The sequence below is a fragment of the Arthrobacter sp. 01L42 genome, assembly GCF_056400005.1.
Map to the genome: position 1 here is coordinate 217,060 of NZ_JBFTSL010000007.1, position 24,187 is coordinate 241,246.

Sequence of the window (24,187 nt, forward strand, 5' to 3'; positions counted from 1 at the left end):
GCGCCCGAGGAGGGCATGTCCCGCGGAGGGGTGCCGGAACCGGCCCGGCCGTCACAGCATCCGGCGGTCAGGACTCCAGGACCAGCAGCTGGGCCTTGTCCGCGTCCCAGCCCACCCACAGCTCCTCATCCGGCCGGATCCGGGCGACACTGTCGGAGCTCAGCTCACGGAGCTGGAGGTCGTGGCCGCCGGCAGTGAGGCGGTGGCGGACCGTGGCGCCAAGATTCGTGGAGGACAGCAGGGTCGCGGCGCATCCGTTGCCCGCCGCGGCCCGTGTCCTGAATTTGAGGTGCTCCGGGCGGATGGAGACGGCGTAGTTCTCACCGCTTGCCCCGCGGTCCCGGACCTTTGCCATACCCAGTCCGCCGAGGTCCACCACGGCTTCCTCGCCGTTGCGCTCCACGATGGTGCACGGGATGAGGTTGGTGTCGCCCAGGAAGCTGGCCACCCAGTCGGTCATGGGGTGGTTGTACACCTCCTCCGGCGGGCCGGACTGCACGATCTGCCCGTCCCGCATCACCACGATCCGGTCCGACATGGCCATGGCCTCGTCCTGGTCGTGTGTCACGAACAGCACGGAGATGCCCAGGCCCTTCTGCAGGGTCTTGATCTCCTCCTGCATCTGCTCGCGAAGGCGCTTGTCCAGGGCTGCCATCGGCTCATCCAGCAGCAGGGCCGCCGGGTTGAAGACCAGTGCCCGGGCCAGCGCCACCCGCTGCTGCTGTCCGCCCGAGAGCTGGCGCGGCTTGCGCCCGCCCATCTTGCCCAGTCCCACACGGTCGAGAGCTTCCTCGGCGCGCTGGCGGCGTTCCGCGCGCGGCACCTTCCTCATGCGCAGCGCAAACTCCACGTTTTCCAGCGCGCTCATGTGCGGGAACAGGGCGTAGTTCTGAAACACGACACCGAGATTGCGGTCCCGGGGCGGCAGCATGTCCACGGGTTTGCCGTCAATGAGGATGGCTCCGGCGGTGTGTTCTTCAAACCCCGCCACCATCATCATGGTGGTCGTCTTGCCGGAGCCGCTTGGGCCCAGGAGGGTCACGAACTCCCCCGGCTGGACTGTCAGGTCCAGTTCGTCCACGGCAACGACGTCGCCGTAGTGCTTGCTGACCTGGCGGAGCTCAATGGCGCCCTGGGCGGCCCTGCCCGTGCCGGGAATGGGCCCCGCGGAAATCACTGAAGCGGTCATCGACTTTCCTTACGTTTGTGCGGACACGGCCAGCGGCAGCATCCGGGTTGAAGAGCGGCGCTTGAGGACAAACAAGACCTGGAGCAGCAGCCCGATGGTGGCGACGCTGACCAGCAGGGCGGAGGACACCGCGATCTTCGGGGTCAGGTTGAACTGGATATCCGTGAACATCTTCACCGGCAAGGTGGTGGCCCCCGGGGACTGCATGAACAGGGACATGACCGTCTCATCGATGGAGACCGAGAACGCGAAGAGCGCCCCGGAGATCAGGCCGGGCAGGATGATGGGCAGATACACGTGCCGCAGGACGGAGAGCGGTCCGGCCCCGAGGCTCTGCGCCGACCGGACCAGGGCCGGGTTGAGCCCGGCGAGGCTGGCGCGGGTGGTCAGGTACACATAGGGGGTCGCGATCACGGCGTGCGCCAGGCCGATGGGGACGATGCTGCCCACCAGGCCGATCGAGATGAAGAACTGGTAGAACGCCAGCGCCAGCACCACGGTCGGCACGATCATCGGCGCTAGGATCAGACCCACCACGGCGGGCCGGCCGGGAAACTTGCGCCCGTGCAGGCCGATCGCCGCGGTGGCGCCCAGCAGCACGCCGATCACGACGGCGATCGCCGCCGACTGCAGGCTGGCCGTCAGGGCGGAGGTCCAGGCCCGGTCGGCGAAGAATCCTGCCACGGCGGCGAAGGAGATTCCCTCCGGCGGGAAGGTGATGTAACGGCTGTCGTTCAGCGCGACCGGCACCACAATCGCCGTCGGAATGACGAGGAACAGGAAGGCCGGGATGGAAAGAAGCGCCAGCAGCCGGTGCTGTGGATTAGTTGTCTTCATGTTGGCCTCCTGCCTTGAGGACGCGCTGGTAGACGGCCACGAGGATGCTGACCATGACCGTCAGGATGACGGCCAGCGCAGCGGCCCCGGAGAAGTCCGTGAGCTGTCGGGCGTAGTAGTCGATCTGGTTGGCGATCATCATGTCGCCGGGCCCGCCCATCACCACCGGGGTGATAAAGAAGCCTGTGCTGATGATGAAGACCAGCAGCCCGGCCGCGGAAATGCCGGGCATGCTCAGCGGCAGCGTGATCCTGCGGAAGACGGATCCTTCCCGCGCGCCAAGGGAGCGGGCCGCGAGCCCGAGCCGGTCATCGATCGATGTCAGCGAGGAGAAGATCGGGAACACCGCGTACGGCAGGAGGCAGTGCACCATGCCGACAATCACGGCGAACCGGTTGTGCAGCAACGGGATCGGCGCACCGGTCAGCCCGATTCCCTGCAGGAAGGCGTTCACAATGCCGTTGTCCTGGAGCAGGACCGCCCAGGCGAAGTTCTTCACCAGGATGCCGGTCCAGAACGGCAGGAGTACGACGGCGAACAGGATCACCCGGGTGACGTTGCCGGCCCGCCACAGGACCATGGCGATGATGTAGCCCAGCACCACGGTGACAATGGTGCTGGCCAGGCTGATGGTCAGGGTGTTGACCAGGGCGCGCATCACCAGCGGGTCCTCGAGGACCCGCTGGTAGGCGTTGTCGGCGAAGCTTGCGCCGACCAGTTTGCCCAGCGGCGTCAGGAACAGCACGACGTCGAAGGCAAGGATCGGAGCCAGCAGCAGCCACCAGCCGCTGCGCCGCCGTCGGGGTGCTGCCTCGGCGGAGGCAGGCTCGCCGCGGCCCCGCGGCCGGGGCCGTTCGAGGGTTGCGTTGCTCATGTCAGCTGGCCTGCCAGAGCTTGAACTGCTGCTCGGTCTTCTTCAGGTTCTGCGACCACCACTTGTCGTCGCGGACCAGGATCTTGTCCGCGAGCCGGGGGCTGGTGGGAAGCGTGTCGGCGATTTCCTTCGGCAGCTTGGACAGCGCCGGGGTGTTGGCCAGGGTCAGGTTGGTGACCTTGTCGAACGCCGCGCCGGCCTCGGCGTCGTTGGACATGAAGTTCATCAGTTTGAAGGCCGCTTCCTTGTTCTTGGCGCCCTTCGGAACCACGAAGTAGTCGCCGGCGAGGACGGCGTTTTCGGCGGAGAAGTTCAGTTTCGCGCCGTCGTTGCGGGCTGCGTTAATGCGGTTGTTGAAGCTGGTGGAGAGCGAGACCTCGCCGGAGGTGAGCTGCTGGATGGGCTCCTGGTTGGCGGCGTGGTAGAGAAGCCGGTCCTTGCCCGGGTGCTGGCCCAGGACCCTAAGGGCCCGGTCGACGTCGAGCGGGTAGATCTTGTCGAAGGGGACACCGTCGGCCAGCAGCGCGGCTTCCAGGACGGAGCTGTCGGAGAGCTGGTTGTACACCGAGCGCTTGGTGTTGTACTTGCCCTGGTCGAAGAATTGGGCCCAGTCTTTCGGGGCCTGCGCGTCGGAAATGACCTTCTGGTCCCAGGCCATGACAAACAGGAAGCTCAGGTACTTGATGCCGTATTCAGCCTTCGCGTATCCGGGCAGGCCCTTGTCGCTGATGATGTCGTAGTCGAACTTCTCTAACAGCCCCTCGGCCACGGCCACCTCATACTCCGGCGCCGTGATTTCCACGAGGTCCCACTGCACGTCGCCGGACTGGACCTGGGCCTTGAGCGCGGCCAGGGAGGTGTTGGCCAGCAGCGTCGTCTGGATCCCCGACTGCTTGGAGAACGGGTCCAGGATTGTCTGGGTCAGCTGGTCGTTGTACGAGCCACCATAGGACGTGACGGTCACCGTCTTGTTGGCAGCGGCACTTTCGGCGGGCTTCGCCGCGCAGCCGGAGAGCGCCAGACCCGCAAATGGCGTCAGCGCTGCCGCCTTGAGGAGCTGCCTGCGGTCAAAGGGAGTGGAACGGAATGCTGTCATGGGGGAAGTGCCTCTCATGGACGCGGGCACGCCAAAAGAGGGCGTGCAGGATTGCGGGCGTGGCGGGGTGCGGTGCGTGTGACGCAGTGAAGCGAGAAGAAGTGAAGAGAGAAGGAGAAGTGACAGCTGCGGTTCGCGCGCGCCATCCATTCCAGCTGGAGATCTCGAGTCCGCCTTCCGGCGGCTTTTCGGTTTCGCAACTGTAACTGTGAAGTTGCTCACTAGTCAACAGTTGTATTGCTTTAAGAAACAACGAGATTTCTGCCCCGCGAGCTCCCCTAACGCCGGCCCTCCTGAGCCCGCCCGGGCATCTCCAGGGTCACCGAATGATGCGCCCGTCGTGGATAACAGTCCTCGACCTGTTGTGGTCCCAGAGAACTGCCGGGTCCACAAAGGGGTCGCCGTCCAGAATCACGGCATCGCCCGCCATTCCAGCGCCGATGCTCCCGATGCTTGGGTCCTGAAGGAGCTCTGCGTTTACTGAGGTAAGGGATCTCAGCGTCTCCAAGACGCCTGCCGCCTCGATCTGCAGCCGAATGCCGACAAGCTGATCATCCTCAAGGTCCCCCATCAGGTCGGATCCGAAGCCCACCTTGACTCCGGCCTGCAGGGCCAGTTCCACAGCAATTTTGCCGGCCTCAAGCACCTCGGCGTTCTTGGCCTGGGAAACGGGGTTCAGGCCCATTGCAGCTCCCCTTCGGCTCATGGCGTCGTAGGCGGCAAGCGTCGGCACGAGGAAGCTCCCGTGCTCGGCCATCATCTGCGCCGTGTCCCGGTCCAAGAGGTTCCCGTGTTCTATGGAACGTACCCCGTTTTCCACGGAATGCCTGATTGCCTCGGGTGAATACGCATGGGCCGCCACGTAACTCTTGCGCCGGGTGGCCTCGTCCACCACCGCCCGGACTTCTTCCGCTGAATACTGCGGCAGCCGGATGGGATCTGTCAGGGAGACCACGCCTCCGGAAGTCATGATCTTGATGGCGTGGCTTCCCGTGCGGAACCGATCACGAACTGCCCGGCGCAGGTTGTCCACCCCGTCCACCACGGCGCACATGTGACCGTGATCGAAGCAGACATCCAGATCCGCGGACCGGGGATCGCCATGGCCACCGGTTTGGCTGAGGGCCGGACCCGTGTAGTAGTATCTCGGAGCCGTGACCAGGCCGCTGCGGATGGCCCGGGCCAGCCCGCTGTCCCCGCCGGCCACATCGCGGACGGTCGTGAATCCCCGCCGCACGGCGGCGCCCAAGCGGCGCGCCCCCACCAGTGCGGTGTAGCTCAGGAGCGAGCGCTCAACCTCAAGGCCGCCCAAGCCCACGGCGTACGCGTGAAAGTGGGCATCGATGAGCCCTGGCACCACGACGCGGCCGCCGGCGTCGATCACCTCACCTTCGGGGATGACGTCGCCGGCCTCCTGGATGATCCCGTCCCGGAACAGGATGGATCCGCTCGCCAGCTCGGGCGAATGTCCGTCAAAGATCCGGGCATTGTGGATGGTCAGGGCGTCTGCGTTGGTCATGCTGACAACTCCTCGGGTGAGATGTTCGTGGGTGGGCTCGGTCCGGTTCTCTAGGTGCTGGCCGGTTCCGTGGAACCGCGGACCATCAGTGAACCCTGGAGGATCAGCTGGTGCTGTTCCAAGCCCTTGCCCTCCATGACCCTGCGGAGCTGTTCGCCGGCCCTGGCCCCGAGGGCGTCGCCCGGAAGGTGGACGCTGGTCAGGCCCGGGTTGGACGTGGCCGAATAGGGCAGGTCATCGAAGCCTGCCACGGCCAGTTCCTGCGGAATGCGGACGCCGGCCACCCTGGCTTCCTGCAGCACGCCGTAGGCATGGGTATCGGTGGCGCAGACGACGGCGGTGACACCGTCCCGCTGCCAATCCGGCCACGCCGCGGCGAACGCGCCGGCGGCGGCGCCGACGTCAATGGTGGTGCCGATGACATGGTCCGTGGCCACGGTGATGCCCAGCGCCGCGGACTCCTCTAGGAATGCCGCCCGCCGGATATCGAAGGTCGCCGTGCCGGTCACACTGTCCATGTACGCCGCTTGTTTGTGTCCGGCGTCCGCCAGGTGCCGGGCCAGCAGGCGGGCGCCGTGTCCGACGTCGAGATTCACCGAGGGGGCGAAGGACTCCAAGCCGGGGGCGTCCAGCAGAACGAGAGGCCCAGCGACGGAAAGATCCTCCAGGAACTCCGCGCTGGGCGCATCTACGAGCAGCCCGGCCGGCCGCAAAGCCAGGAGCCTGCGGACGTCGTCGACGCGCGGGAACTCCCCGGCGTCCGTGACGGAGAGCAGCAGCTGGTATTCGGCGCCGAGCGCGCCGCGGACACCTGCAATGACGTTGGCGAAGAAAGGGTTGGAGATGTCCGGCGCCACGAGAATGACGATCGAACTGATGCCCTTGGCTAGCGAACTGCCAATACTGTCCACCACATAGCCGAGTTCCGCAATGGCTTCCCGGACCCGCGAAATGTTGTCCTCCGAGACCCGCCCCTGGGTCTTTCCGTTGGCCACAAGGGAGACCGTTGCGGTGGAGACCCCGGCCCGCGCAGCCACCATCGCCGCAGTGACGCGCGGGGTGCGCCCCCGAAGCTCGTGTACTTGTTCGCCGGATTCCATACCTCGATCGTAGCCGGGAGTGACGCATCGCACCTGCCGCAAGACATCAAGCGCTTGACGTCACTTACGTTAAGCGCTTGACGCTTGACGCTTGACAGTGCCAAACTCACTCTGAACGCTTTATCGCACCGCCCCGGCGGACCCCCAACGACGTGGAGATATTTACGTGGATCCCATCACCCTGAAACCGGAACGCAGGAAGATCATCCTGGACTGCGACCCAGGCCATGACGACGCCGTGGCCATGCTGCTGGCTCACGGCAATCCGTACATTGAGCTGCTCGCGGTCACAACGGTCGTCGGCAACCAGACCCTCGAAAGGGTCACCCGCAACGCCCTGTCGGTGGGCACGATTGCCGGCATCACCGGCGTCCCCTTCGCCGCCGGCTGCGATCGGCCCTTGGTCCGCAGCATCGAAACCGCCCCCGACATCCACGGTGAGAGCGGCATGGACGGCCCCGCCCAGCCCGAATCCAGCATCGAACTGGACCCGCGCCACGCCGTCGACCTCATCATCGACACTGTTATGGCGCACGAGCCTGGCACTGTGACGCTGGTGCCCACGGCAGGACTGACCAACATTGCCATGGCGGCCCGCAAGGAGCCGCGCATCGTGGAGCGCGTGAAAGAAGTTGTGCTCATGGGCGGCGGGTACCACGTAGGCAACTGGAGCGCCGTTTCCGAATTCAACATCATCATCGACCCCGAGGCCGCACATATTGTGTTCAACGAGCCGTGGCCGGTGGTCATGGTGGGCTTGGACCTCACGCACCAGGCCCTCGCGACCCCCGAAGTCGTGGAAAAAATCGCCGCCGTGGGTACCAAGCCCGCCCAGTTCGTGCTGGAGCTGATGGAGTTCTTCACCAAGACGTACAAGGACGCCCAGGGCTTCGATTACCCGCCCGTCCACGACCCCTGCGCGGTGGCCTACGTCATCGATCCCACGGTGATGACCACCCGCAAAGTCCCCGTGAACATCGAACTGCAGGGCCAACTGACGCTCGGCATGACCGTCGCCGATTTCCGCGCCCCGGCACCGGAGGACTGCCACACGTCTGTTGCTGTGGACCTCGATCACGCGAAGTTCTGGAACCTCGTCACAGACGCCCTGGTGCGCATCGGCGACGTGGACCCGTCCGCCGCCGTCAGCATCGGCGCAGGAAACGGAGCCAACTCATGAGCACTCTGACTTACGAATCCAAGACAACGGGACGAAGCGTCGCTGCACTCACGGCGGCCCTGTTGACGGCCTGCATTGCCTTCCAGCTCAACGCATCGATGCTCAGCCCCGCCCTGGTCACGATGGGCAACGAACTCCACACCGATCAGGCCGTGATCGGCCTGTCCCAGACCTGGTTCTTCACCGCGGCAGCACTGTTTTCCCTCTTCCTGCCGCGCCTGAGCGACATTGTGGGGCGCAAGAAGATCCTGCTGGGCATGATGTTGATGATGGCTGTCGGCTCGGTGATCGCGGCCATGGCTCCCGATATCACCTGGCTCTTCGTCGGACGCATCATCCAGGGCGTCAGCGGCCCCACGGTCCCGCTGTGCCTGATCATGCTGCGCTCCGCCGTCAGTGACCCGCGGAAGTACGGTGCCCTCATGGGCCTCATCACCGCCGTCAACGGCGGGGTTGCCGGCGTCGACTCCTTTGTCGGCGGTTACTTCGCCGAGCATTACGGATTCCGCAGCATCTTCTGGCTCATGGTGGTGCTGGCCGTCGTGGCGGCGGGCCTGGTCGCCGTTCTGGCCGGTGAGAGCAAGCCGGCGGTGGGCACCAAGATGGACTGGCCCGGCGTCTTCTTCATCGTGATCGCGGTCGGCGCCCTGCTCACAGCCCTCAACGAGGCCTCCAAACTGGTCAGCGGATTCTCCCCCGGCACCCTCGCACTGGCGACTGCCCTCATCGCCGTTGCAGTGATCGCCTTCTTCGGGTTCTGGACGGTGGAAAAGCGCTCCCGGCAGCCCATGGTGGAGACCGCCCACCTGCGCCAGCGCTCCACTTGGGCGCCGTTGCTGACCACAATCCTGACCATGACCGGCGTCTTCGCGGTCATCAACGGGATCGTTCCCGCCTACGTGCAGGCCACGGCTCCCGGCTTCGGCGTGGGACCGACCGAAATGTCACTCATCATCCTGACTCCCTACGCCCTCCTGGGCTGGGTTGTCGGACCCATCAGCGGCCGTTTGGCCCCGGTTTTCGGCTACACCAAAGTTTTGCGGATCGGCATGGCCGGCAGCGTCGTGGCCCTGGCGATCATCGCCTTCTTCGGCCTCAGCAGCCTGCCCATGATGATTGCCGGAACAGCGTTGCTGGGCATCATGTACGCGGGTACGGTCAACATCATGCTGAACGGCCTTGGCGTTGTCCTCTCCCCAGCTGGCAACCCCGGCTTTCTCCCCGGCATGAACGCCGGCGCGTTCAACCTGGGCGCCGGCCTGAGCTTCCTGGTCCTGCCGGCAGCGCTGGTGGCCTCTTCTGCACTGGGCGATGCCCAGGCATCCTACTTGACCGCGATCACGGTGGGCCTGATCATCACCGTGGCGGCTTTCGCCGCCTCACTCCTGATTCCCAAGCCCTTGGAAGCTGAGGCGAAATGACCCGCCCGGACTCTGGCCGGATCGTCGTCGTCGGTTCACTGAATGCGGACCTGACCATCTACTGCGACAGGCTCCCCCTCCCCGGCGAAACGGTGCACGGGAATGGCTTTGCGGTCAATCCCGGCGGCAAGAGCGCCAACCAGGCGGTCGCGGCGGCCAAACTCGGAAGCCGGGTCGCGCTGATCGGTGCGGTGGGCGACGACACCAACGGGACCATGCTTCTGGCCTCCACCGCCGGGGCCGGGGTGGACATTTCCCGCGTCCGCCGCACGCCTGATGCTGCGACCGGCGTCGCCGTCATTTCCGTCGACGCCCACGGTGAGAACAACATCATCATCTCGGCCGGAGCCAACGGCACACTGGCGCCCGGGGATGTTGCCGCTTCCGCCGAATTGTTCGAGGGCGCGTCCGTGATGTGCCTGTGCCTCGAGGTCGGTCTGGACACCGTTGAGGCCGCGGCCCGCTTGGGCCACGACGCCGGGGCGACAGTTCTGCTCAACCTGTCGCCCTACGCCGAGATCCCGGCGAGCTTGGCCGCACTCTGCGACATCCTGCTGGTGAACGCGCATGAGGCGTCGCTGTTCCTGGGCGGCGCCGCCGTGCCCGACGCCGGGGCTGACACCGCGGCGTGGGCGCCGGTCCGGGACAAGTTCGCCGATCGCGGACTGCACCGCGTTGTGGTCACTTTGGGGGCGAACGGCTCCGTCGTCCTGGACTCCGGAGCCGGCGCCGAGGGCCGCATCACCCGCATTGAACCCACCAGGGTCGACGCCAAGGACACCACCGGTGCAGGCGATGCATTCACCGGGGCCGTGGCTGCGCGCCTTGCCGCCGGCGATTCACTTCCGGCCGCTGCCGCCTTCGCGTCCGTTGCCGCGGCCTTGGCAGCGACCAGGAAGGGGACGCAAACGGCGTACCCGAAAGCGGCGGATGTGGAGGGACTGCTCGCTTAACGGCCACCCCCGCCAGTTAGGGCCGCCACGGGAGGGGGCGCCGCAGAGCCTGTCTGCGGCGCCCCCTCCCGGTTAAGCGCCGGACCGGTCTGGTGGTCCTTGGTTGATGCAACCCAATTGCACAGCAGATTCACAGCGAGGCGCTATTGAAGTTACAGCCGCGGGGCCGACAATGGTTCGACCTGATAGGAGTATTTGCCGGGCGATGGTGGCCGCGACTTACTGGAGCGTCAGTGGCGAGCGTCCTGACCAATCGAGCCGGAGCAAGCGAACTTGTACCGACTAGTGATGGGCTCCCGGCATGATCACTCTCCGCAAGCACGTACTTCCCTCGCTCCTCGCCCTGGTCCTGCTCTCGACGTCGGCCTGTACCTCCGGTGTCGCGGCTGGCATCCCGTCGGCCGGCGTTCCGTCCGGTGGCACACCATCTGGCACACCCTCAGGTGGCACACCGAGCAAATCCGGCGGCGGGACGAGCCAATCCGCCGCACCCGCCGAGTCCGCCAGCCCGAGTGCTGCGGTCCCGCAGCTAACCCCGGCGAGCACGGTGGATGCGCGCACGGTGCTGGCGGCGTTCAAGTCCCGGGACATGGTGGGGCACCTGCAGGCGCTGCAGCGGGTGGCCGATGCCAACGGCGGGAACCGGGCCTCGGGCACCTCGGGGTATGAGGAGTCGGCCCGCTACGTCGAGGAACAGCTGCGCGCCGCCGGGTATGAACCGGTGCGGCAGAGCTTCACGTTCAAAGAGGACGGCCGCCGCGGCAAGACGGTGGAGTCCTTCAACATCCTCGCCGACACCGGGGGCAGTGCCGGGCACACCGTGGTGGTGGGCGCGCACCTGGACTCCGTGCAGGAGGGACCGGGCATTGATGACAACGGCAGCGGGGTCGCGGCCGTCCTGGAGACCGCGCGGTGGATGAAGGAGGCCGGGATCACCCCGGCCAACCGGGTCCGGTTCGCGTTCTGGGGCGGCGAGGAGGACGGGCTGTACGGGTCCCAGCACTACGTCGACGAACTGAGTGCGGCCGAGATCGGCCAGACCGCGGCGAACCTGAACGTGGACATGGTGGCCTCGCCCAACGGGGTCCGCTCGGTCCATGACGGGGACGGCACGGACTTTGGCCACGCCGGCCCGGCCGGGTCCAAGGCGATCGAGGACGTCTTCTTCCGCTACTTCCAGGAGAACGCGCTGCCGGCCGAGACCACGCCCTTTGACGGGGGCTCGGACTACGACGCCTTCCTCTCGGCCGGCATTCCCGGCGGCGGGCTGTTCACCGGGGATGAGAAGAGGAAGACCCAGGCCCAGGCGCAGGCCTATGGCGGGGTGGCGGGCAAGGACCTCGATCCCTGCTACCACGAGGCCTGCGACACGATCGCCAACACAAACCCGGAACTGCTCACCGAAATGTCCGGCGCCCTGGCCTACGGCACCGTGGCCTACGCGATGGCCAAGACCGGCTAAACACCAGCTTCGCCGCCGGCTCCGGGCCGCCCCGCAGGAAGGTCCCCGGCCCAGCCACCTTCTGACGAGGGGCCGTGCCGGGGACCTGTGCTTGCCAGGGCCGAATTTGTGCCCTAGATTCCGGCCCCGCGCCGCGCCGTGGCTCCTTGGGGCTGCCGCACGCCGGCCGGTGTGAACTGTGCGCCGGTGTCCGGGAATCCGGGCACGGCAATGCGCGCGTGGGTGTGGATCTCCTCGATGGAGTCGCGCGTGTGCTGCGCGATCTTCTCCATGGTGGTGACCCACATGCCGTCCATCGTCTTGACCCGGTCCATCAGCTGTTCCAGGGCCACGGCCTTGGACGGCCGGCCGGAAATGAAGGGGTGGTTGGTCAGGACGAAGCAGCTCCCGGCAGCGTGGTGGGCCTCGGCCTCCAGCGTCCACATTTCGAGGACCTTGGCCGGGCTTTCGATGACGCCGCTTCCGGTGACGCCCGGGTAGAAGGCATACTGCTCCCAGTCGTCCAAAGCCCAGTCGACAGGGATTTCCACGAGATCGCGGGGGTCTGCCTCGGCAACGCTGAAGCGGTACGGCGCGTCGCCGTCGAGCAGGCTTGAGTCATACAGGAACCCGCGGTCGGCAAGGAGGGCCGGGGAATGCCAGTTGAGCTCCCACCACGGTGCCCTGTAGCCGGTCGGCCGGACGCCGGCGGCCTTGGCCAGGGCATCCAGGCCCCGGTCCAGGTACCGCGCCTCCGTGGCGGCGTCGATGCCTTGCATGGGTTCGTGCAGGTACCCGTGGTGTGCAATCTCGTGGCCGCCGTCGGCTATCCGGCGGACCACGTCCGGGTAGCATTCGGCGGTGAAACCCGGGACGAAGAACGTCGCCTGGATCTGCTGGCGCTCGAGGATCTGCAGAATCCGCGGGACGGCGACCTTGGGCCCGTAGGACTGGTGCGTCATGAGGGACATGCGCCTGGTGCTCTGCGGGTCATGGGCGATGGTGCAGGATTCGGCGTCGACGTCGAAGGTGAAGGACGCCGCGGCACGATGACCTTCGGGCCAGGTAATGGGATGGGCGGTGTCGGCGAAAGCGGGGAAGTTCACGGGGTTGATCTCCTGCTAGAGGGCGGCGGGCGTGGTTGATGTGACCGCAAGGCCGGTAGCGTCAGGTGAATCTGCGGTCTGTTCGCTGGGGGTGGGGACATCCAGGAACTTCCTGTGGAACCGCGGACCGAGGACGGCGTAAGCCGCGGCACTGGCCAGTCCCCCGGCGAGCCAGGACAGGTCCCATCCGCCCAGGGCGACGGCGATGGGCCCCTGCATGGCCGGCACCAGTCCGTACATGAACAGCCAGGTGGCGAAGATGCCGATGAGCAGGGAAGCGACACCGGCCGGATTCACGCCCGGCAGGCGTTTGGTGCCGACGGCGTCAAAGAGCCGGGACGGGTCGCCGGGCCAGCGCTTCTCGATCCAGAAGTAATGGACCAGCATGACTCCGCCCCAGGCAGCCACCCAGGCGACCAGCCCAATCAGCCAGGCATCCAGCACGGAGGCGAAATCCTCCTGGAAGATGAAGAAGATCACGGCCGCGAGGGAGAAGACGCCGACGAACAGGTTCAACTTGCGCCGGCTGATGGAGATGTCCAGGGCCTGCGTGGCGACGGAAAAGGTGTAAATGTTCAAGATGTTGGTCGCGATCGGGCCGTGCAGGACCATGAGCAGCACCGGGAGGGCCAGCGCGCCGAAGTTCTGGACGATGAGTTTGCCGGGATCAATTTCACCCGTGTTGGTCGCCAGGCTGGCCCCCAGGATGCCCAGCCAGACGACCGGGATGAACTGGCCCAGCACCGAGGCGAGGTAGACCTTGCGCTTGGGCACCGAGGTGCTGACAAAGCGGGAGTAATCCGCGGCGTAGGTGAACCAGGTGATGCCCCAGCCGATGCCGATGGCCGTCATGACTGCGCTCATCGCGGCGATGCGTTCCGAGCCTTCCAGGATGTGCCCCGCCGGGCCGGCGTAGGTCCAGTTGATCTTCATGCCGAACCAGGCCACTGCCGACATCACGGTCAAGATGATGATGGTGGGCGGCACGGTCCACTTCTCGAAGGCGGCGATGGCTTTATAGCCGAACCAGGCGATGGCTACCTGTACAGCCATGATGAAGGTGGCGATGCCAATCTTCCAGGCGTAGTTCTTGGCCTCCGGGTCAACCCAGCCGAGCGTTCCGAACAAGGCCATGACCAGATCCAGGATGATCCAGGTGTTGACCGCACACCAGCCGATCACCAGGAGAGCCTGGATGCCGGCGGGCAGGTAGTTGCCGCGCCGGCCGAAGGCGGCGCGGGCCAGCACCATGCCGGTCGCTCCGGTCTTTTGGCCCAGCAGGACGAAGCAGCCGAAGAGCAGCATCCCGATCAGGTTTCCGAGGACAAGAACCGTGACGGTGTCCGCGAATCCCAGGCCAAGCTGGATGCCGAGCGCTCCGAGCACCCAGTTGATCGGGGCGAGATTGGCGCCGGCCCAGATCCAGAACTGGCCGGAGACCTTGCGGGTCCGTTGTGATTCGGGGATGGGCTGGAGCCACGCTTCGTGGTCTACGCTCGCTTCCGGCGCGGTGCCGGCAGGGGCCGCTGGGGATTTTTGACGCATGTGGAGCCTCCGAGGATGTGTGGGATTCCTCAAGATTATGTGTCGTGGGCCACATACGACTATATACAATGTGTCTAAATATACCCAGAGCAACGCGACGGAGTGTAATGTCCATCCTTCTTCAAGACGTCCTGAACCATCCGACCATGGCGGCCGCCGACCCCATTGTCCGCGCCGCGGCCAGGGCCGCCGCCCGGGCGCAGCTGCGGTGGATCCACTCCAGTGAAATCATTGATATCGCGCCCCTGCTGGCTGGCGGGGAACTTCTGCTGACGGGCGGAGAAGCCCTGGCCCTCGCCTCGGAGGAGCGGCAGGTCAACTACATCCGCCAACTGGCGGAGCGGGGCGTTGCCGCCGTAGCTATCGAAACCGGGGCTGCCCTTCCGTCCCTGCCATCGTCTATGGTGGCAGCCGCCGAGGCTGCCGGACTGCCCCTGATTGAACTTCGCGGGGTGGTGCCGTTCGTCGGAATCACGCAGGCCATCAATTCGATGCTGGTCAGCGACTCGGTGTCCCAATTGCGGCGGGCCGATGAGGCCAGTCACGCGATGGCTGTCGAACTGGCGCACGGCGGTGGCCTGGACCGGATCCTCGCCGTGCTGGCCGGCATCATCAATGCCGAGGTGACGCTGACGTCCATAGCCGGCGCGACCCTGGCCAGCGCAAGCCCGGGGCGGGCCGAGGCCGCCGACCCCGATGCCTCCACCGTTGGGCCGCAGGAGCAGGCACGCCTGATTCACATCGACGTGCCGATCCGCGGCATCCTTGCGGCTCAGCTGTTGCTACGGGTCCCGGCGGACGAGGACCAGAACCTGGCCCGGACGGCCGGAAATCGTTCTGTCGACATCCTGGCCCTGGCGTTGCTGCAGCGAATGTCCCCCGGGCTCAAGGAAGTCGCCGGGGCGGCCCTGCTTCGCGCGATTGATTCCGGCAGCCAGGCCTGGCGGCTCCAGCAATTGGCTTCCGCGGCCGGGATTCCGCCGGGTGCCACAATCGTGGCCATCATGGTCCGCTCCGGCATGCTCCAACACCTCCGCGCTTCTGTGGAGCAGCTCTTGGCCCGGCGGGCGCAGCCCAGCGCAACCTATGTCGATAATGCCGAGCTGCTGGCGGTGGTGGTCCTCCCGGGCGATAGTCCGCTGGACAGCAGGGACGCACTTCTGGTTGGCCTGCGGGCGCTACCGGCCCCATCAGACACGCTGGTTGCCGTCGGCCCCGTGGCCGTCGGGATTTCGGAAGCCCCCTGGTCCTTGTCGGAGGCCAGGCTGACCCTGGAATTGGCGGGCGCGCTGGGACGGTCACCGGCGGGGGCAACCGGACCGCACGGTCCCGTGATCGATTGCGAGGCATTCGCCGTCGAACGCCTCGCTGTTGGAAGCCTGGATACCGGGCAGCGGCGGAACTTCGTGCGCCAGCAGCTGGGGGCCCTCCTGGATTATGATGCGCAACGCAATTCCCGGCTGCTTGACACCCTGGCCATGTGGCTGGATTCCGGCTGCAACACGGCCCAGGCGGCGAGGGAACTGCACGTGGAGCGGCAATCGATGCATCAACGGCTGCAGCGGATCTTCGAGCTGTGCGGCGGCGACCCCCGGCGGACGGGCCGGCTCGCAGCGTTGCATTTGGCCGCGCGGCTGGCCCGGCTCAGCTGACGTGCGCTCGGCGCCTTAGTCCGGGCGCGCGCCGCGTCAGCCGTTGCTGGACGCGCGCCCGCCCAGCCGGCTGGTGATTTTATCGGCCGCAGCGGCGCACGCTTCGCCCAGGTTCTGCAGAGCCTCGCGTGAGACGCGGAACCGGGGCGCCGAGATCAGGACGGCCGCCACGATGTCGCCGCGGTGGTCGTGGACGGGAGCGGCGACGCCCACTTCATCGATGGAGGATTCGCCGTAGTTGATGGCCCAGCCCCGGGCCGTCACGTCCTTGAGCTTGATCTGGTAGCCATCCAGGCCCGCATCATCGAGTCCCGGGTAGCTGATCGCCCCGCTGCGCAGGAGCACACGGACGCGTTCGACGGGCGCTGCGGCCAGGAAGACCTGCACGGAGGCGCTCATGGCGTCGGTGTACCGGGCTCCCAGCGGGGTGGTGTGCTTGATCTGGTGGTGGCTGGCGATCTGCTCCACGCACGTTGACTCTGCGCCGTTCCACACCATGAGGGCGCTGGTTTCGCCGGTCTGTTCGGTGAGTTCACGCAGGACGGGATACGCCACCCGCCGTTCTTCCAGTTCGGCCAGCAACGGCCCGGCGACGGCGATCAGTCCCAGCCCCAGCCGGAAGCGGCGGGTTTCCGGATCGCGTTCCACCAGGTGTTCCTGCTCGAACGTGGCTAGGATCCGCGAAACCGTGCTCTTGTGCAGGCCCACCCGGTTGGCGATCTCGGTGACTCCGAGCAACGGTTCGTCCGCCGTGAAGGTTCGCAGCACGGCGATGGCGTTGACGATGACGGAGGTGCCCTTGGTGTCGCCGTTTCCGGTGGTCCCGGGAGATTCTGCTGGGGTCATGGTGTCTACCATCATTCCGCATGAGGGCCCAAAAGCGGCGCCACGGTGGACGTGGCGCCGCTTCTGGGTCCTGCCTTCAGGGGGTCTGGGCGCCTCAGGCTCCGATGATGTTGTATTCGGGGCCGAACGGGAACTTCGTGATGTTCTCGGCTCCGTCTTCGCCGACCACCAGGATGTCGTGCTCGCGGTAGCCGCCTGCGCCGGGCTGGCCGTCCAGGACGGTGATCATGGGTTCCATGGAGACCACCATGCCGGGCTCGAGCACCGTGTCGATGTCCTCGCGGAGTTCCAGTCCGGCTTCGCGGCCGTAGTAGTGGCTCAGGACGCCGAACGAGTGTCCGTAGCCGAAGGTCCGGTTGGCAAGCAGTCCGTGGCCCACGTAGATCTCGTTCAGCTCGGCGGCGATGTCCTTGCAGACAGCTCCGGGCTTGATGAGCTCGAGGCCGCGCTTGTGGACCTCGACGTTGATGTTCCACAGCTCCAGGGAGCGGGCGTCGGGTTCGCCGTAGAACAGAGTGCGCTCCAGCGCGGTGTAGTAGCCGGAGGTCATGGGGAAGCAGTTCAGGGACAGGATGTCGTGTTCCTGGATCTTGCGCGTGGTGGCCCAGTTGTGGGCGCCGTCGGTGTTGATGCCGGACTGGAACCACACCCAGGTGTCACGGATCTCCGAATCCGGGAACGTCCGCGCGATTTCGTGGACCATGGCTTCGGTGCCGATCAGGGCGACCTCGTATTCGGTGATACCGCCGGTGATGGCGTTGCGGATGGCTTCGCCGCCCAGGTCGCCAATGCGGGCCCCGTGCTTGATCACCTCGATCTCTTCGGCCGACTTGATCATCCGCTGGCGCATCGCCGCCTGTGCGACGTCCACCAGGGTGGCTCCTGCAAACGCCGCCTGGATCTTGTTCCGGTTATCCAGCGGGAGCGAATCGTCTTCGACGCCGAGCCGGCGGGGGTTGATGCCGCGGGTGCGCAGCGCCTCCTGGATGGCGAAGATGTAGTTGTCCCGGCGCCAGTCCGTGTACACCACATTGTCGCCGTAGCTGCGCCGCCACGGCATGCCGGCGTCGATGTTGGCCGTGACGGTCACGGTGTCGTCCTTGGTGACCACCATGGCGTAGGACCGGCCGAAGTAGGTGAAGAGGAAGTCGGAGTAGTACTTGATGGAGTGGTAGCTGGTCAGGACGACGGCGTCCAGGTCCTTCTCTGCCATGATGCGGCGCAGCCCGCCGAGCCGGCGCTCAAATTCGGCGTTGGAAAAGGTCAACTTTTCCTTCTGCCCGTTGTGCAGGACTTTCAGTCGCTCCAGTTCGGCGATGGACGAAGCGTTGTTGGACGTTGCGATGGTCATGATGGTGGTGCCTTTCTGCGGTGCTGTTCTTTGGAGGGGAAATTTGGGGGCGCCGGCGCGGGACTACTCGTGGCGCAGCGGTTCTTTGCTGGTTTCCCGGGAGAGCGCTACGGCGATCAGGGAGATGGCCGCGGCGCCGGCCAGGTACCAGGCAGGCGCCAGGTTATTGGCCGTCGTGGCGATCAGGAGGGTCGCCACGAACGGCGCCGTGCCGCCGAAGAGCGCGTTGGAGAGATTGAAGCTGACGGCGAAGCCGCTGTAGCGGACGCGGGTGGGGAACATCTCCGCCAGGAAGCTCGGGAGCGTGCCGTCGTTGAGCGTCAGCATGCCGCCCAGCAGGATCTGGACCAGGACGATCACCAGGAAGTTCCCGGTGCCCAGGAGGGCGAAGGCCGGCACGGTCAGCACGATGAAGCTCAAGGAGGCGGCGATCAGAACCTTTTTGCGGCCGTAGCGGTCCGAGAGCATACCGGTCAGGAAGATGAACCCGATGTACGTCACCAGGGCGATGGTGGTGGCCAGGAAGGATTCGGCCGCGCCGAGACCGAGCTCCGAGGACAGGTAGGTCGGCATGTAGCTCAGGATCACGTAGAACCCGACGGCGTTGAGCAGCACTGCTCCGACGGCCTTCAGCAGCAACCGCCAGTGGTTCCGGAAGAGGCTGGATACCGGGGCCTTGACGGCCTGGTCCTCCTCCGCCAGTTCGCGGAACACCGGGGTGTCTTCGAGCTTGGTGCGGATGTAGCGTCCGATCAGGCCCATCGGGGCGGCGAGCAGGAACGGCAGGCGCCACCCCCAGCTCTGCATCGCCTCGGCAGTGAGCAGGATGGTCAGCAGGCCCGCAAGCAGCGAGCCGAGCAGCAGGCCCGCCGCCGTGCTGGCCGGAACCACCGCCGCGTACAGGCCGCGCTTGTTGGCCGGGGCGTATTCCACCAGGAAGGCGGACGCGCCGGCGTATTCGCCCGAGGCGGAGAAGCCCTGGACGACGCGCACCGCCAGGAGCAGGATCGGCGCCCAGATGCCGATGGAGTTGTACCCCGGGATCAGGGCGATGCAGAAGGTCGCTCCGGACATGATCAGGATAGACAGGGAAAGGGCGGTCCGGCGCCCCACCCGGTCACCGATGTGCCCCCAGACGAAGCCGCCAAGCGGCCGCACCAGGAACGAGATGGCGAAGAGGGCGAAAGTCAGCAGAAGCGCGGTCTGGGGATTGGACTCGGGGAAGAAGACCGCGGCGATGGTTGCGGCCAGGTAGCCGTAGACGGCGTAGTCGAACCATTCGACGAAGTTTCCGATGAAGCTGGCGGCCACGACCCGCCGTCGGGTTTCCTTACTGACTGCGGGATCGTGGCCGCCAGGGGCCGCATGGCCGCTCAACGTGGTTTGTCCCGAGGACGTACTGCCATGCCCGCTATTCGACTCCGGGCTGGTCTGCCCCGCAAGAGTGGCGGGGGAGGAAGTTTCGTTACTCATGTGTCCACCAAAGTGTTTTGGAGTTGCAATCAGTGCAACGCTGTTGCACCAGAGTAGGCGTGACGCGTGACACAGTCAATGGCTTTTCGTTTCAGGCTTGTGGATTAAGTCGATGAAGATGCCCGGGCGCGCCAGCCCTGGGAGCGGCCCAGCTTGGAACTCAAGGTTGCATTCAACGAGACTGGGTTGCGACAAATGCGCCTCTGACCTGCTGCCTTGTGAAAAGCTTGGGCCGGGCAGCGGCGCGGTTCCCTCCGGGGCGCCGCGGTGCGAGACTTGGTGAACTATCGAGCGACTGGGGGGGCCAGGTCAGGAGATCGTCTTGGGCATTCTGGTACGCACGTGCACTTCCGGCCGCCGGACGGCGGGCGAGCCATGATGGCCGGGTGGGCCTATCTCATGGCCGGAATCATGACCGTCGACTCGCTCCTGCTGGGGCTGCTTCTGATGAACGTGAAGTGGCCGAAGCGCTGGAAGTGAACCGGCCAAACCGGACGCGCATTCCGTTCAGCGACGCGGGAAATACCTGCCGCGGCCCGCAATCGGGTGTCGCTGGTATTTCCCGCATGCCGGGCACAAAATGCGTCGGGTTAGCCCTCGGCCTGCGCGGCAAGCCGCGCCCTGATTCGGTCAGAGGCGTCCAGAAGTGATGCCGCATTGATTGAAGCGGCCGCGTCGGCGTCATTGCCCCGGGCGGCCGTGATCAGGTCCTGCTGATACCGCCACAGGGAGTCGTCCCCTGCAGTGTCCAACGAACCCTGGGCGCCGCCGATCTTGTACGCCCGGCAGTGCTGCCAGAGCGTGCGGATCGTTTGGACGAGAACGGGGTTCCCCGCAGCTTCGTAGAGGATCGTCAGCAGAGCCTCGTCATGATCCAGCAGCGCGATGACTTTGCGCTCGTCAATAGCTGCGCGCATCAGCTCATACTCCGCCTGCATCTTGTCGCAGTCCTGAGCCGTGACCCGCCGGCTTCCCAGCCGCGCCGCCTCGGTCTCTCAAAGCCGGCCGACGTCGTAGACATGGATCAGTTCCTCCAGCGTGAGGCTCTTTACGACGGCGCCCTTGTGCGGTTCCCGCTCGGCCAGCCCCGCTTCTTCAAGACGCCGGATCGCCTCGCGAAGGACGACTGCGGGAGCCTCCCGCCGTCGCCCACGTCGCCGGGAACGTGCGGGTTCGCCGGAAGCTTAAGGCGAGCCCGCACGCTTCCCGCGATTTCGCCGCGGCTAGAGGACCTTGCGGATGGTCTCCTCGAAGCTGGTGACGTGGTGCAGGGCAAGTTCGCCGGCCCTGTCCGCGTCGCCCTCGGCCACCGCCTTGAGCAGCTCCACGTGCTCGCTAATGTGGCCGCTGACCGAGGGGACCTTGTCCAGGACCAGGCACCAGATGCGCGTGGCCAGGTTGTCGTAGCGGATCAGCGTGTCTTCCAGATGCGGGTTGGCCGCGGCCCGGTAGATCAGGCGGTGCACCGTCAGGTCGTAGCGCATCAGCTCCCGGGACTCTGCTGGGCTCGGGGCCAGTTCCGCAATGGTCTTGGCGACATCCAGCAGCTCGCGGCGCATGGCGGCGTTGGCCCGCGTTGCCGCCCGCCGCGCCGCCAGGGGTTCCAGCAGTTCCCGGATTTCCGAGACGTCGGCCAGCTCCGTGAAGTCCACGGTGGTGGCAAAGGTTCCCCTTCGCGGGTAGGAAACCACCAGGTGGTCCACTTCCAGCCGCTTGATCGCCTCGCGCACGGGAGTACGGCCGAACCCGAGCTCGGCGGCGAGCTGCCCGTCATTGATGGGTTCGCCCGGCCGGATTTCGAGCATGATCAGCTTGTCGCGCAACTGCCTGTACGCGGCCTCCGCCTGGGAGATGGCTTCGTCCTCTGCGGGCGGCAGGACGGTGAGTGCATTCACAGCTCGGCTCCGTTTCTGGATTTCAACCCGAAGCCTGGTTCCACTTGGCTTCCGGCTATTGACTCTGGTGTGATCTCAATCATACCATTGTTCTCACACTGATATATCAGTCATAGCAATAGTGGTATTTCAAAGGAGCAACCGTGGTTGAGCAGTTGAACGAGCGACTTTCCGTAGTCGATCCCGAGGTCGAAGAGGCCGTGGCGCGCGAACTGAAGCGCCAGCAGTCCACCCTGGAAATGATTGCGTCCGAGAACTTCGCCCCCGCCGGGGTCATGGAGGCACAGGGTTCGGTGCTGACCAACAAGTACGCCGAGGGCTACCCGGGCAAGCGCTACTACGGCGGCTGCGAGCACGTTGACGTGATCGAACAGCTCGCGATCGACCGGGTCAAGGCCCTGTTCGGCGCCGAGTACGCCAACGTCCAGCCGCACTCCGGCGCGCAGGCCAACGCCGCCGCCATGTTCGCCCTCCTGGAACCGGGCGACACCATCATGGGACTGGCCCTGGCCCACGGCGGCCACCTCACCCACGGGATGAAGATCAATTTCTCCGGCAAGCTCTACAACGTGGTCCCGTACCACGTGAGCGAGCACAACCACCTGGTGGATATGGCCGAAGTGGAGGCCCTGGCCCGTGAGCACCGGCCCAAGATGATCGTGGCCGGCTGGTCCGCCTACTCCCGGCAGCTGGACTTCGTCGAGTTCCGGCGCATCGCCGACCTCGTGGGCGCCTACCTCATGGTGGACATGGCACACTTCGCCGGCCTCGTGGCCGCCGGGCTTCACCCGAACCCGGTCCCCTACGCCGACGTCGTCACCACCACCACGCACAAGACCCTAGGCGGACCGCGCGGCGGCGTGATCCTGGCCAAGGAGGAGTACGCACGCAAGATCAACAGCGCCGTGTTCCCCGGCCAGCAGGGCGGCCCGCTGGAACACGTGATCGCGGCCAAGGCCGTGGCCTTCAAGATCGCGGCGTCACCGGAGTTCAAGGAACGCCAGGAGCGCACGCTCGAAGGCGCCGGGATCCTCGCGTCCCGGCTCCTGAAGGACGACGTCGCGGCGGCCGGGATCTCCGTGGTCAACGGCGGCACCGATGTGCACCTGGTCCTGGTGGACCTGCGGGACTCGGAACTGGACGGGCAGCAGGCCGAAGACCGGCTCCACCGGATCGGCATCACCGTCAACCGCAACGCCGTCCCCTTCGATCCCCGCCCGCCCATGGTGTCCTCCGGGCTGCGGATCGGCACCCCCGCCCTGGCCACCCGCGGCTTCGGTGCCGCGGAGTTCACCGAGGTGGCGGACATCATCGCCTCCGCCCTCATCTCGCAGGCGCCCGGGGACGAACTCAGCGACCAAACCGCCGCTGAACTGCGTGGACGCGTCAGCGCCCTCGCGGACCGGTTCCCCCTTTACCCGCATCTCGGCACCGGCACGACGGCGACCGGGCTTGAGGCAGAACTGATTGGAGCAGCACAATGACCACCGAACACCTGCCGGAGCACCCGGACTTCCTCTGGCGCAACCCGGACCCCAAGTCCTCCTACGACGCCGTGATTGTGGGCGGCGGCGGACATGGACTGGCGACGGCGTATTACCTGGCCAAGAACCACGGGATGACCAACATCGCCATCCTGGAAAAAGGCTGGCTCGCCGGCGGCAACATGGCCCGGAACACCACCATCATCCGTTCCAACTACCTCTGGGACGAGAGTGCGGCGATCTACGAGCACGCCCTGAAGCTCTGGGAGATCCTGCCCGAAGAACTCGAATACGACTTCCTGTTCAGCCAGCGCGGGGTTATGAACCTGGCCCACACCCTGGGCGACGTCCGCGAAAGCGTCCGCCGCGTCGGGGCCAACAAACTCAACGGCGTCGACGCCGAGTGGCTGGACCCGCAGCAGGTCAAGGAACTCTGCCCCATCCTGAACATCAACGACAACATCCGCTACCCGGTCATGGGCGCCACCTACCAGCCGCGCGCCGGCATCGCCAAGCACGACCACGTCGCCTGGGCGTTCGCCCGCAAATGCGACGAGCTCGGCGTGGACATCATCCAGAACTGCGAGGTCACCGGCTTCATCAAGGACGGCAACCGCGTCACCGGGGTCAAGACCACCCGCGGCACCATCAACACCGAAAAGGTCGGACTCTGCGCCGCCGGGCACAGCTCGGTGCTTGCCGAAATGGCCGGATTCCGGCTCCCCATCCAGTCCCACCCCCTCCAGGCACTGGTGTCCGAGCTCCACGAGCCCGTCCACCCCACCGTCGTCATGTCCAACCACGTCCACGTCTACGTCTCCCAGGCGCACAAGGGCGAACTGGTCATGGGCGCCGGCGTGGACTCCTACAACGGCTACGGCCAGCGCGGATCCTTCCACGTGATCGAGCACCAGATGGCAGCCGCCGTCGAACTCTTCCCGATCTTCGCCAGGGCCCACGTGCTCCGGACGTGGGGCGGGATCGTGGACACCACCCTGGACGCCTCCCCGATCGTAGGCACCACCCCGGTGGAAAACATGTTCGTCAACTGCGGCTGGGGCACCGGCGGATTCAAGGGCACACCGGCGGCCGGGCTGACGTTCGCCCACACGATCGCCACCGGAGAACCGCACAAACTCAACAAGCCCTTTGCACTCGAGCGCTTCGAAACCGGCGCCCTGATCGACGAACACGGCGCCGCCGCCGTGGCCCACTAGAAAGAGGT

Annotated in this window: 20 protein-coding genes and 1 pseudogene; 8 read left to right on the forward strand and 13 right to left on the reverse strand. The window is 66.0% G+C overall.

Translation table 11 applies throughout. From position 1 onward, the window contains the following. Positions 1-67: 67 nt before the first annotated feature. From AC1DN2_RS08460 to AC1DN2_RS08485, 6 genes are all read right to left on the reverse strand, one after another. Positions 68-1,189, reverse strand: a complete 1,122-nt coding sequence (locus AC1DN2_RS08460; protein ID WP_476849962.1) for an ABC transporter ATP-binding protein — start codon at positions 1,187-1,189, stop codon at positions 68-70. Between the two features lie 9 nt (positions 1,190-1,198). Beyond that, entirely contained in the window at positions 1,199-2,026 is an 828-nt protein-coding gene (locus tag AC1DN2_RS08465; RefSeq protein ID WP_476849963.1) for an ABC transporter permease, read from the reverse strand. Next, positions 2,013-2,900: an ABC transporter permease gene (locus tag AC1DN2_RS08470; RefSeq protein WP_476849964.1), complete on the reverse strand. Its 888-nt coding sequence runs from the start codon at positions 2,898-2,900 to the stop codon at positions 2,013-2,015. The genes AC1DN2_RS08465 and AC1DN2_RS08470 overlap by 14 nt, the downstream gene beginning before the upstream one ends. Before the next feature lies 1 nt (position 2,901). Then, positions 2,902-3,996 (reverse strand): extracellular solute-binding protein, encoded by a 1,095-nt coding sequence (locus AC1DN2_RS08475; RefSeq protein WP_018775012.1) that lies wholly within the window; start codon positions 3,994-3,996, stop codon positions 2,902-2,904. 319 nt (positions 3,997-4,315) lie between these two features. Continuing rightward, positions 4,316-5,515: a metal-dependent hydrolase family protein gene (locus AC1DN2_RS08480; RefSeq protein WP_476849965.1), complete on the reverse strand. Its 1,200-nt coding sequence runs from the start codon at positions 5,513-5,515 to the stop codon at positions 4,316-4,318. Positions 5,516-5,565: 50 nt separating this feature from the next. Then, a complete protein-coding gene (locus tag AC1DN2_RS08485) occupies positions 5,566-6,615 on the reverse strand; it encodes a LacI family DNA-binding transcriptional regulator (protein ID WP_243178260.1) in 1,050 nt (349 codons plus the stop codon). A 166-nt stretch (positions 6,616-6,781) separates the two neighbouring features. Here AC1DN2_RS08485 and uriH point away from each other — a divergent pair, with 166 nt between their 5' ends. The 4 genes from uriH (at position 6,782) to AC1DN2_RS08505 (ending at position 11,631) form a co-directional block, all read left to right on the forward strand. Further along, on the forward strand, positions 6,782-7,795 hold the full coding sequence (uriH, locus tag AC1DN2_RS08490; RefSeq protein ID WP_243178259.1) for a uridine-preferring nucleoside hydrolase UriH: 1,014 nt from the start codon (positions 6,782-6,784) through the stop codon (positions 7,793-7,795). After that, positions 7,792-9,216: a uridine transporter UriT gene (uriT, locus tag AC1DN2_RS08495; protein ID WP_243178258.1), complete on the forward strand. Its 1,425-nt coding sequence runs from the start codon at positions 7,792-7,794 to the stop codon at positions 9,214-9,216. Before uriH ends, uriT begins: the two co-directional genes overlap by 4 nt. Beyond that, complete coding sequence (locus AC1DN2_RS08500; protein WP_476849966.1) at positions 9,213-10,169, forward strand: ribokinase; 957 nt, start codon at positions 9,213-9,215, stop codon at positions 10,167-10,169. The genes uriT and AC1DN2_RS08500 overlap by 4 nt, the downstream gene beginning before the upstream one ends. Before the next feature lie 301 nt (positions 10,170-10,470). Further along, positions 10,471-11,631 (forward strand): M20/M25/M40 family metallo-hydrolase, encoded by a 1,161-nt coding sequence (locus AC1DN2_RS08505; RefSeq protein ID WP_476849967.1) that lies wholly within the window; start codon positions 10,471-10,473, stop codon positions 11,629-11,631. Between the two features lie 113 nt (positions 11,632-11,744). Here the strand turns inward: AC1DN2_RS08505 and AC1DN2_RS08510 are convergent, their stop codons facing one another. Continuing rightward, entirely contained in the window at positions 11,745-12,716 is a 972-nt protein-coding gene (locus AC1DN2_RS08510) for a polysaccharide deacetylase family protein (RefSeq protein WP_476849968.1), read from the reverse strand. A gap of 15 nt (positions 12,717-12,731) precedes the next feature. Continuing rightward, positions 12,732-14,261, reverse strand: coding sequence for a purine-cytosine permease family protein (locus AC1DN2_RS08515; protein WP_476849969.1), 1,530 nt, complete (start codon positions 14,259-14,261; stop codon positions 12,732-12,734). Positions 14,262-14,368: 107 nt separating this feature from the next. On the opposite strand from AC1DN2_RS08515, the gene AC1DN2_RS08520 reads away from it, so the two are divergent. Beyond that, the gene (locus AC1DN2_RS08520; protein ID WP_476849970.1) at positions 14,369-15,913 is read left to right on the forward strand and encodes a PucR family transcriptional regulator; all 1,545 of its coding nucleotides are present in this window, start codon (positions 14,369-14,371) and stop codon (positions 15,911-15,913) included. Positions 15,914-15,949: 36 nt separating this feature from the next. Here AC1DN2_RS08520 and AC1DN2_RS08525 read toward each other — a convergent pair whose 3' ends face one another. The 3 genes from AC1DN2_RS08525 to AC1DN2_RS08535 form a co-directional block, all read right to left on the reverse strand. Beyond that, on the reverse strand, positions 15,950-16,759 hold the full coding sequence (locus AC1DN2_RS08525) for an IclR family transcriptional regulator (RefSeq protein ID WP_476849971.1): 810 nt from the start codon (positions 16,757-16,759) through the stop codon (positions 15,950-15,952). 94 nt (positions 16,760-16,853) lie between these two features. Further along, positions 16,854-18,110 carry an aminopeptidase P family protein gene (locus AC1DN2_RS08530; protein ID WP_476849972.1) on the reverse strand — a complete coding sequence of 419 codons (1,257 nt, stop codon included), beginning with the start codon at positions 18,108-18,110 and terminating at the stop codon, positions 16,854-16,856. Positions 18,111-18,173: 63 nt separating this feature from the next. Beyond that, positions 18,174-19,583: an MFS transporter gene (locus AC1DN2_RS08535; protein ID WP_476849973.1), complete on the reverse strand. Its 1,410-nt coding sequence runs from the start codon at positions 19,581-19,583 to the stop codon at positions 18,174-18,176. Between the two features lie 342 nt (positions 19,584-19,925). On the opposite strand from AC1DN2_RS08535, the gene AC1DN2_RS08540 reads away from it, so the two are divergent. Then, positions 19,926-20,063, forward strand: a complete 138-nt coding sequence (locus AC1DN2_RS08540) for a hypothetical protein (protein ID WP_223914766.1) — start codon at positions 19,926-19,928, stop codon at positions 20,061-20,063. Between the two features lie 110 nt (positions 20,064-20,173). On the opposite strand, the pseudogene AC1DN2_RS08545 reads toward AC1DN2_RS08540, so the two are convergent. Both AC1DN2_RS08545 and AC1DN2_RS08550 read right to left on the reverse strand, forming a co-directional pair. Beyond that, positions 20,174-20,566 (reverse strand): annotated as a pseudogene (locus AC1DN2_RS08545) (FCD domain-containing protein); the annotation flags it as partial. Positions 20,567-20,806: 240 nt separating this feature from the next. After that, the gene (locus AC1DN2_RS08550) at positions 20,807-21,478 is read right to left on the reverse strand and encodes a GntR family transcriptional regulator (RefSeq protein WP_223914767.1); all 672 of its coding nucleotides are present in this window, start codon (positions 21,476-21,478) and stop codon (positions 20,807-20,809) included. A gap of 143 nt (positions 21,479-21,621) precedes the next feature. Between AC1DN2_RS08550 and glyA the strand changes: the two genes are divergently transcribed. Then, positions 21,622-22,962, forward strand: coding sequence for a serine hydroxymethyltransferase (gene glyA / locus AC1DN2_RS08555; RefSeq protein WP_476849974.1), 1,341 nt, complete (start codon positions 21,622-21,624; stop codon positions 22,960-22,962). Further along, the gene (locus tag AC1DN2_RS08560; protein WP_026539064.1) at positions 22,959-24,179 is read left to right on the forward strand and encodes a sarcosine oxidase subunit beta family protein; all 1,221 of its coding nucleotides are present in this window, start codon (positions 22,959-22,961) and stop codon (positions 24,177-24,179) included. Before glyA ends, AC1DN2_RS08560 begins: the two co-directional genes overlap by 4 nt. The last annotated feature ends 8 nt before the right edge of the window (positions 24,180-24,187 follow it).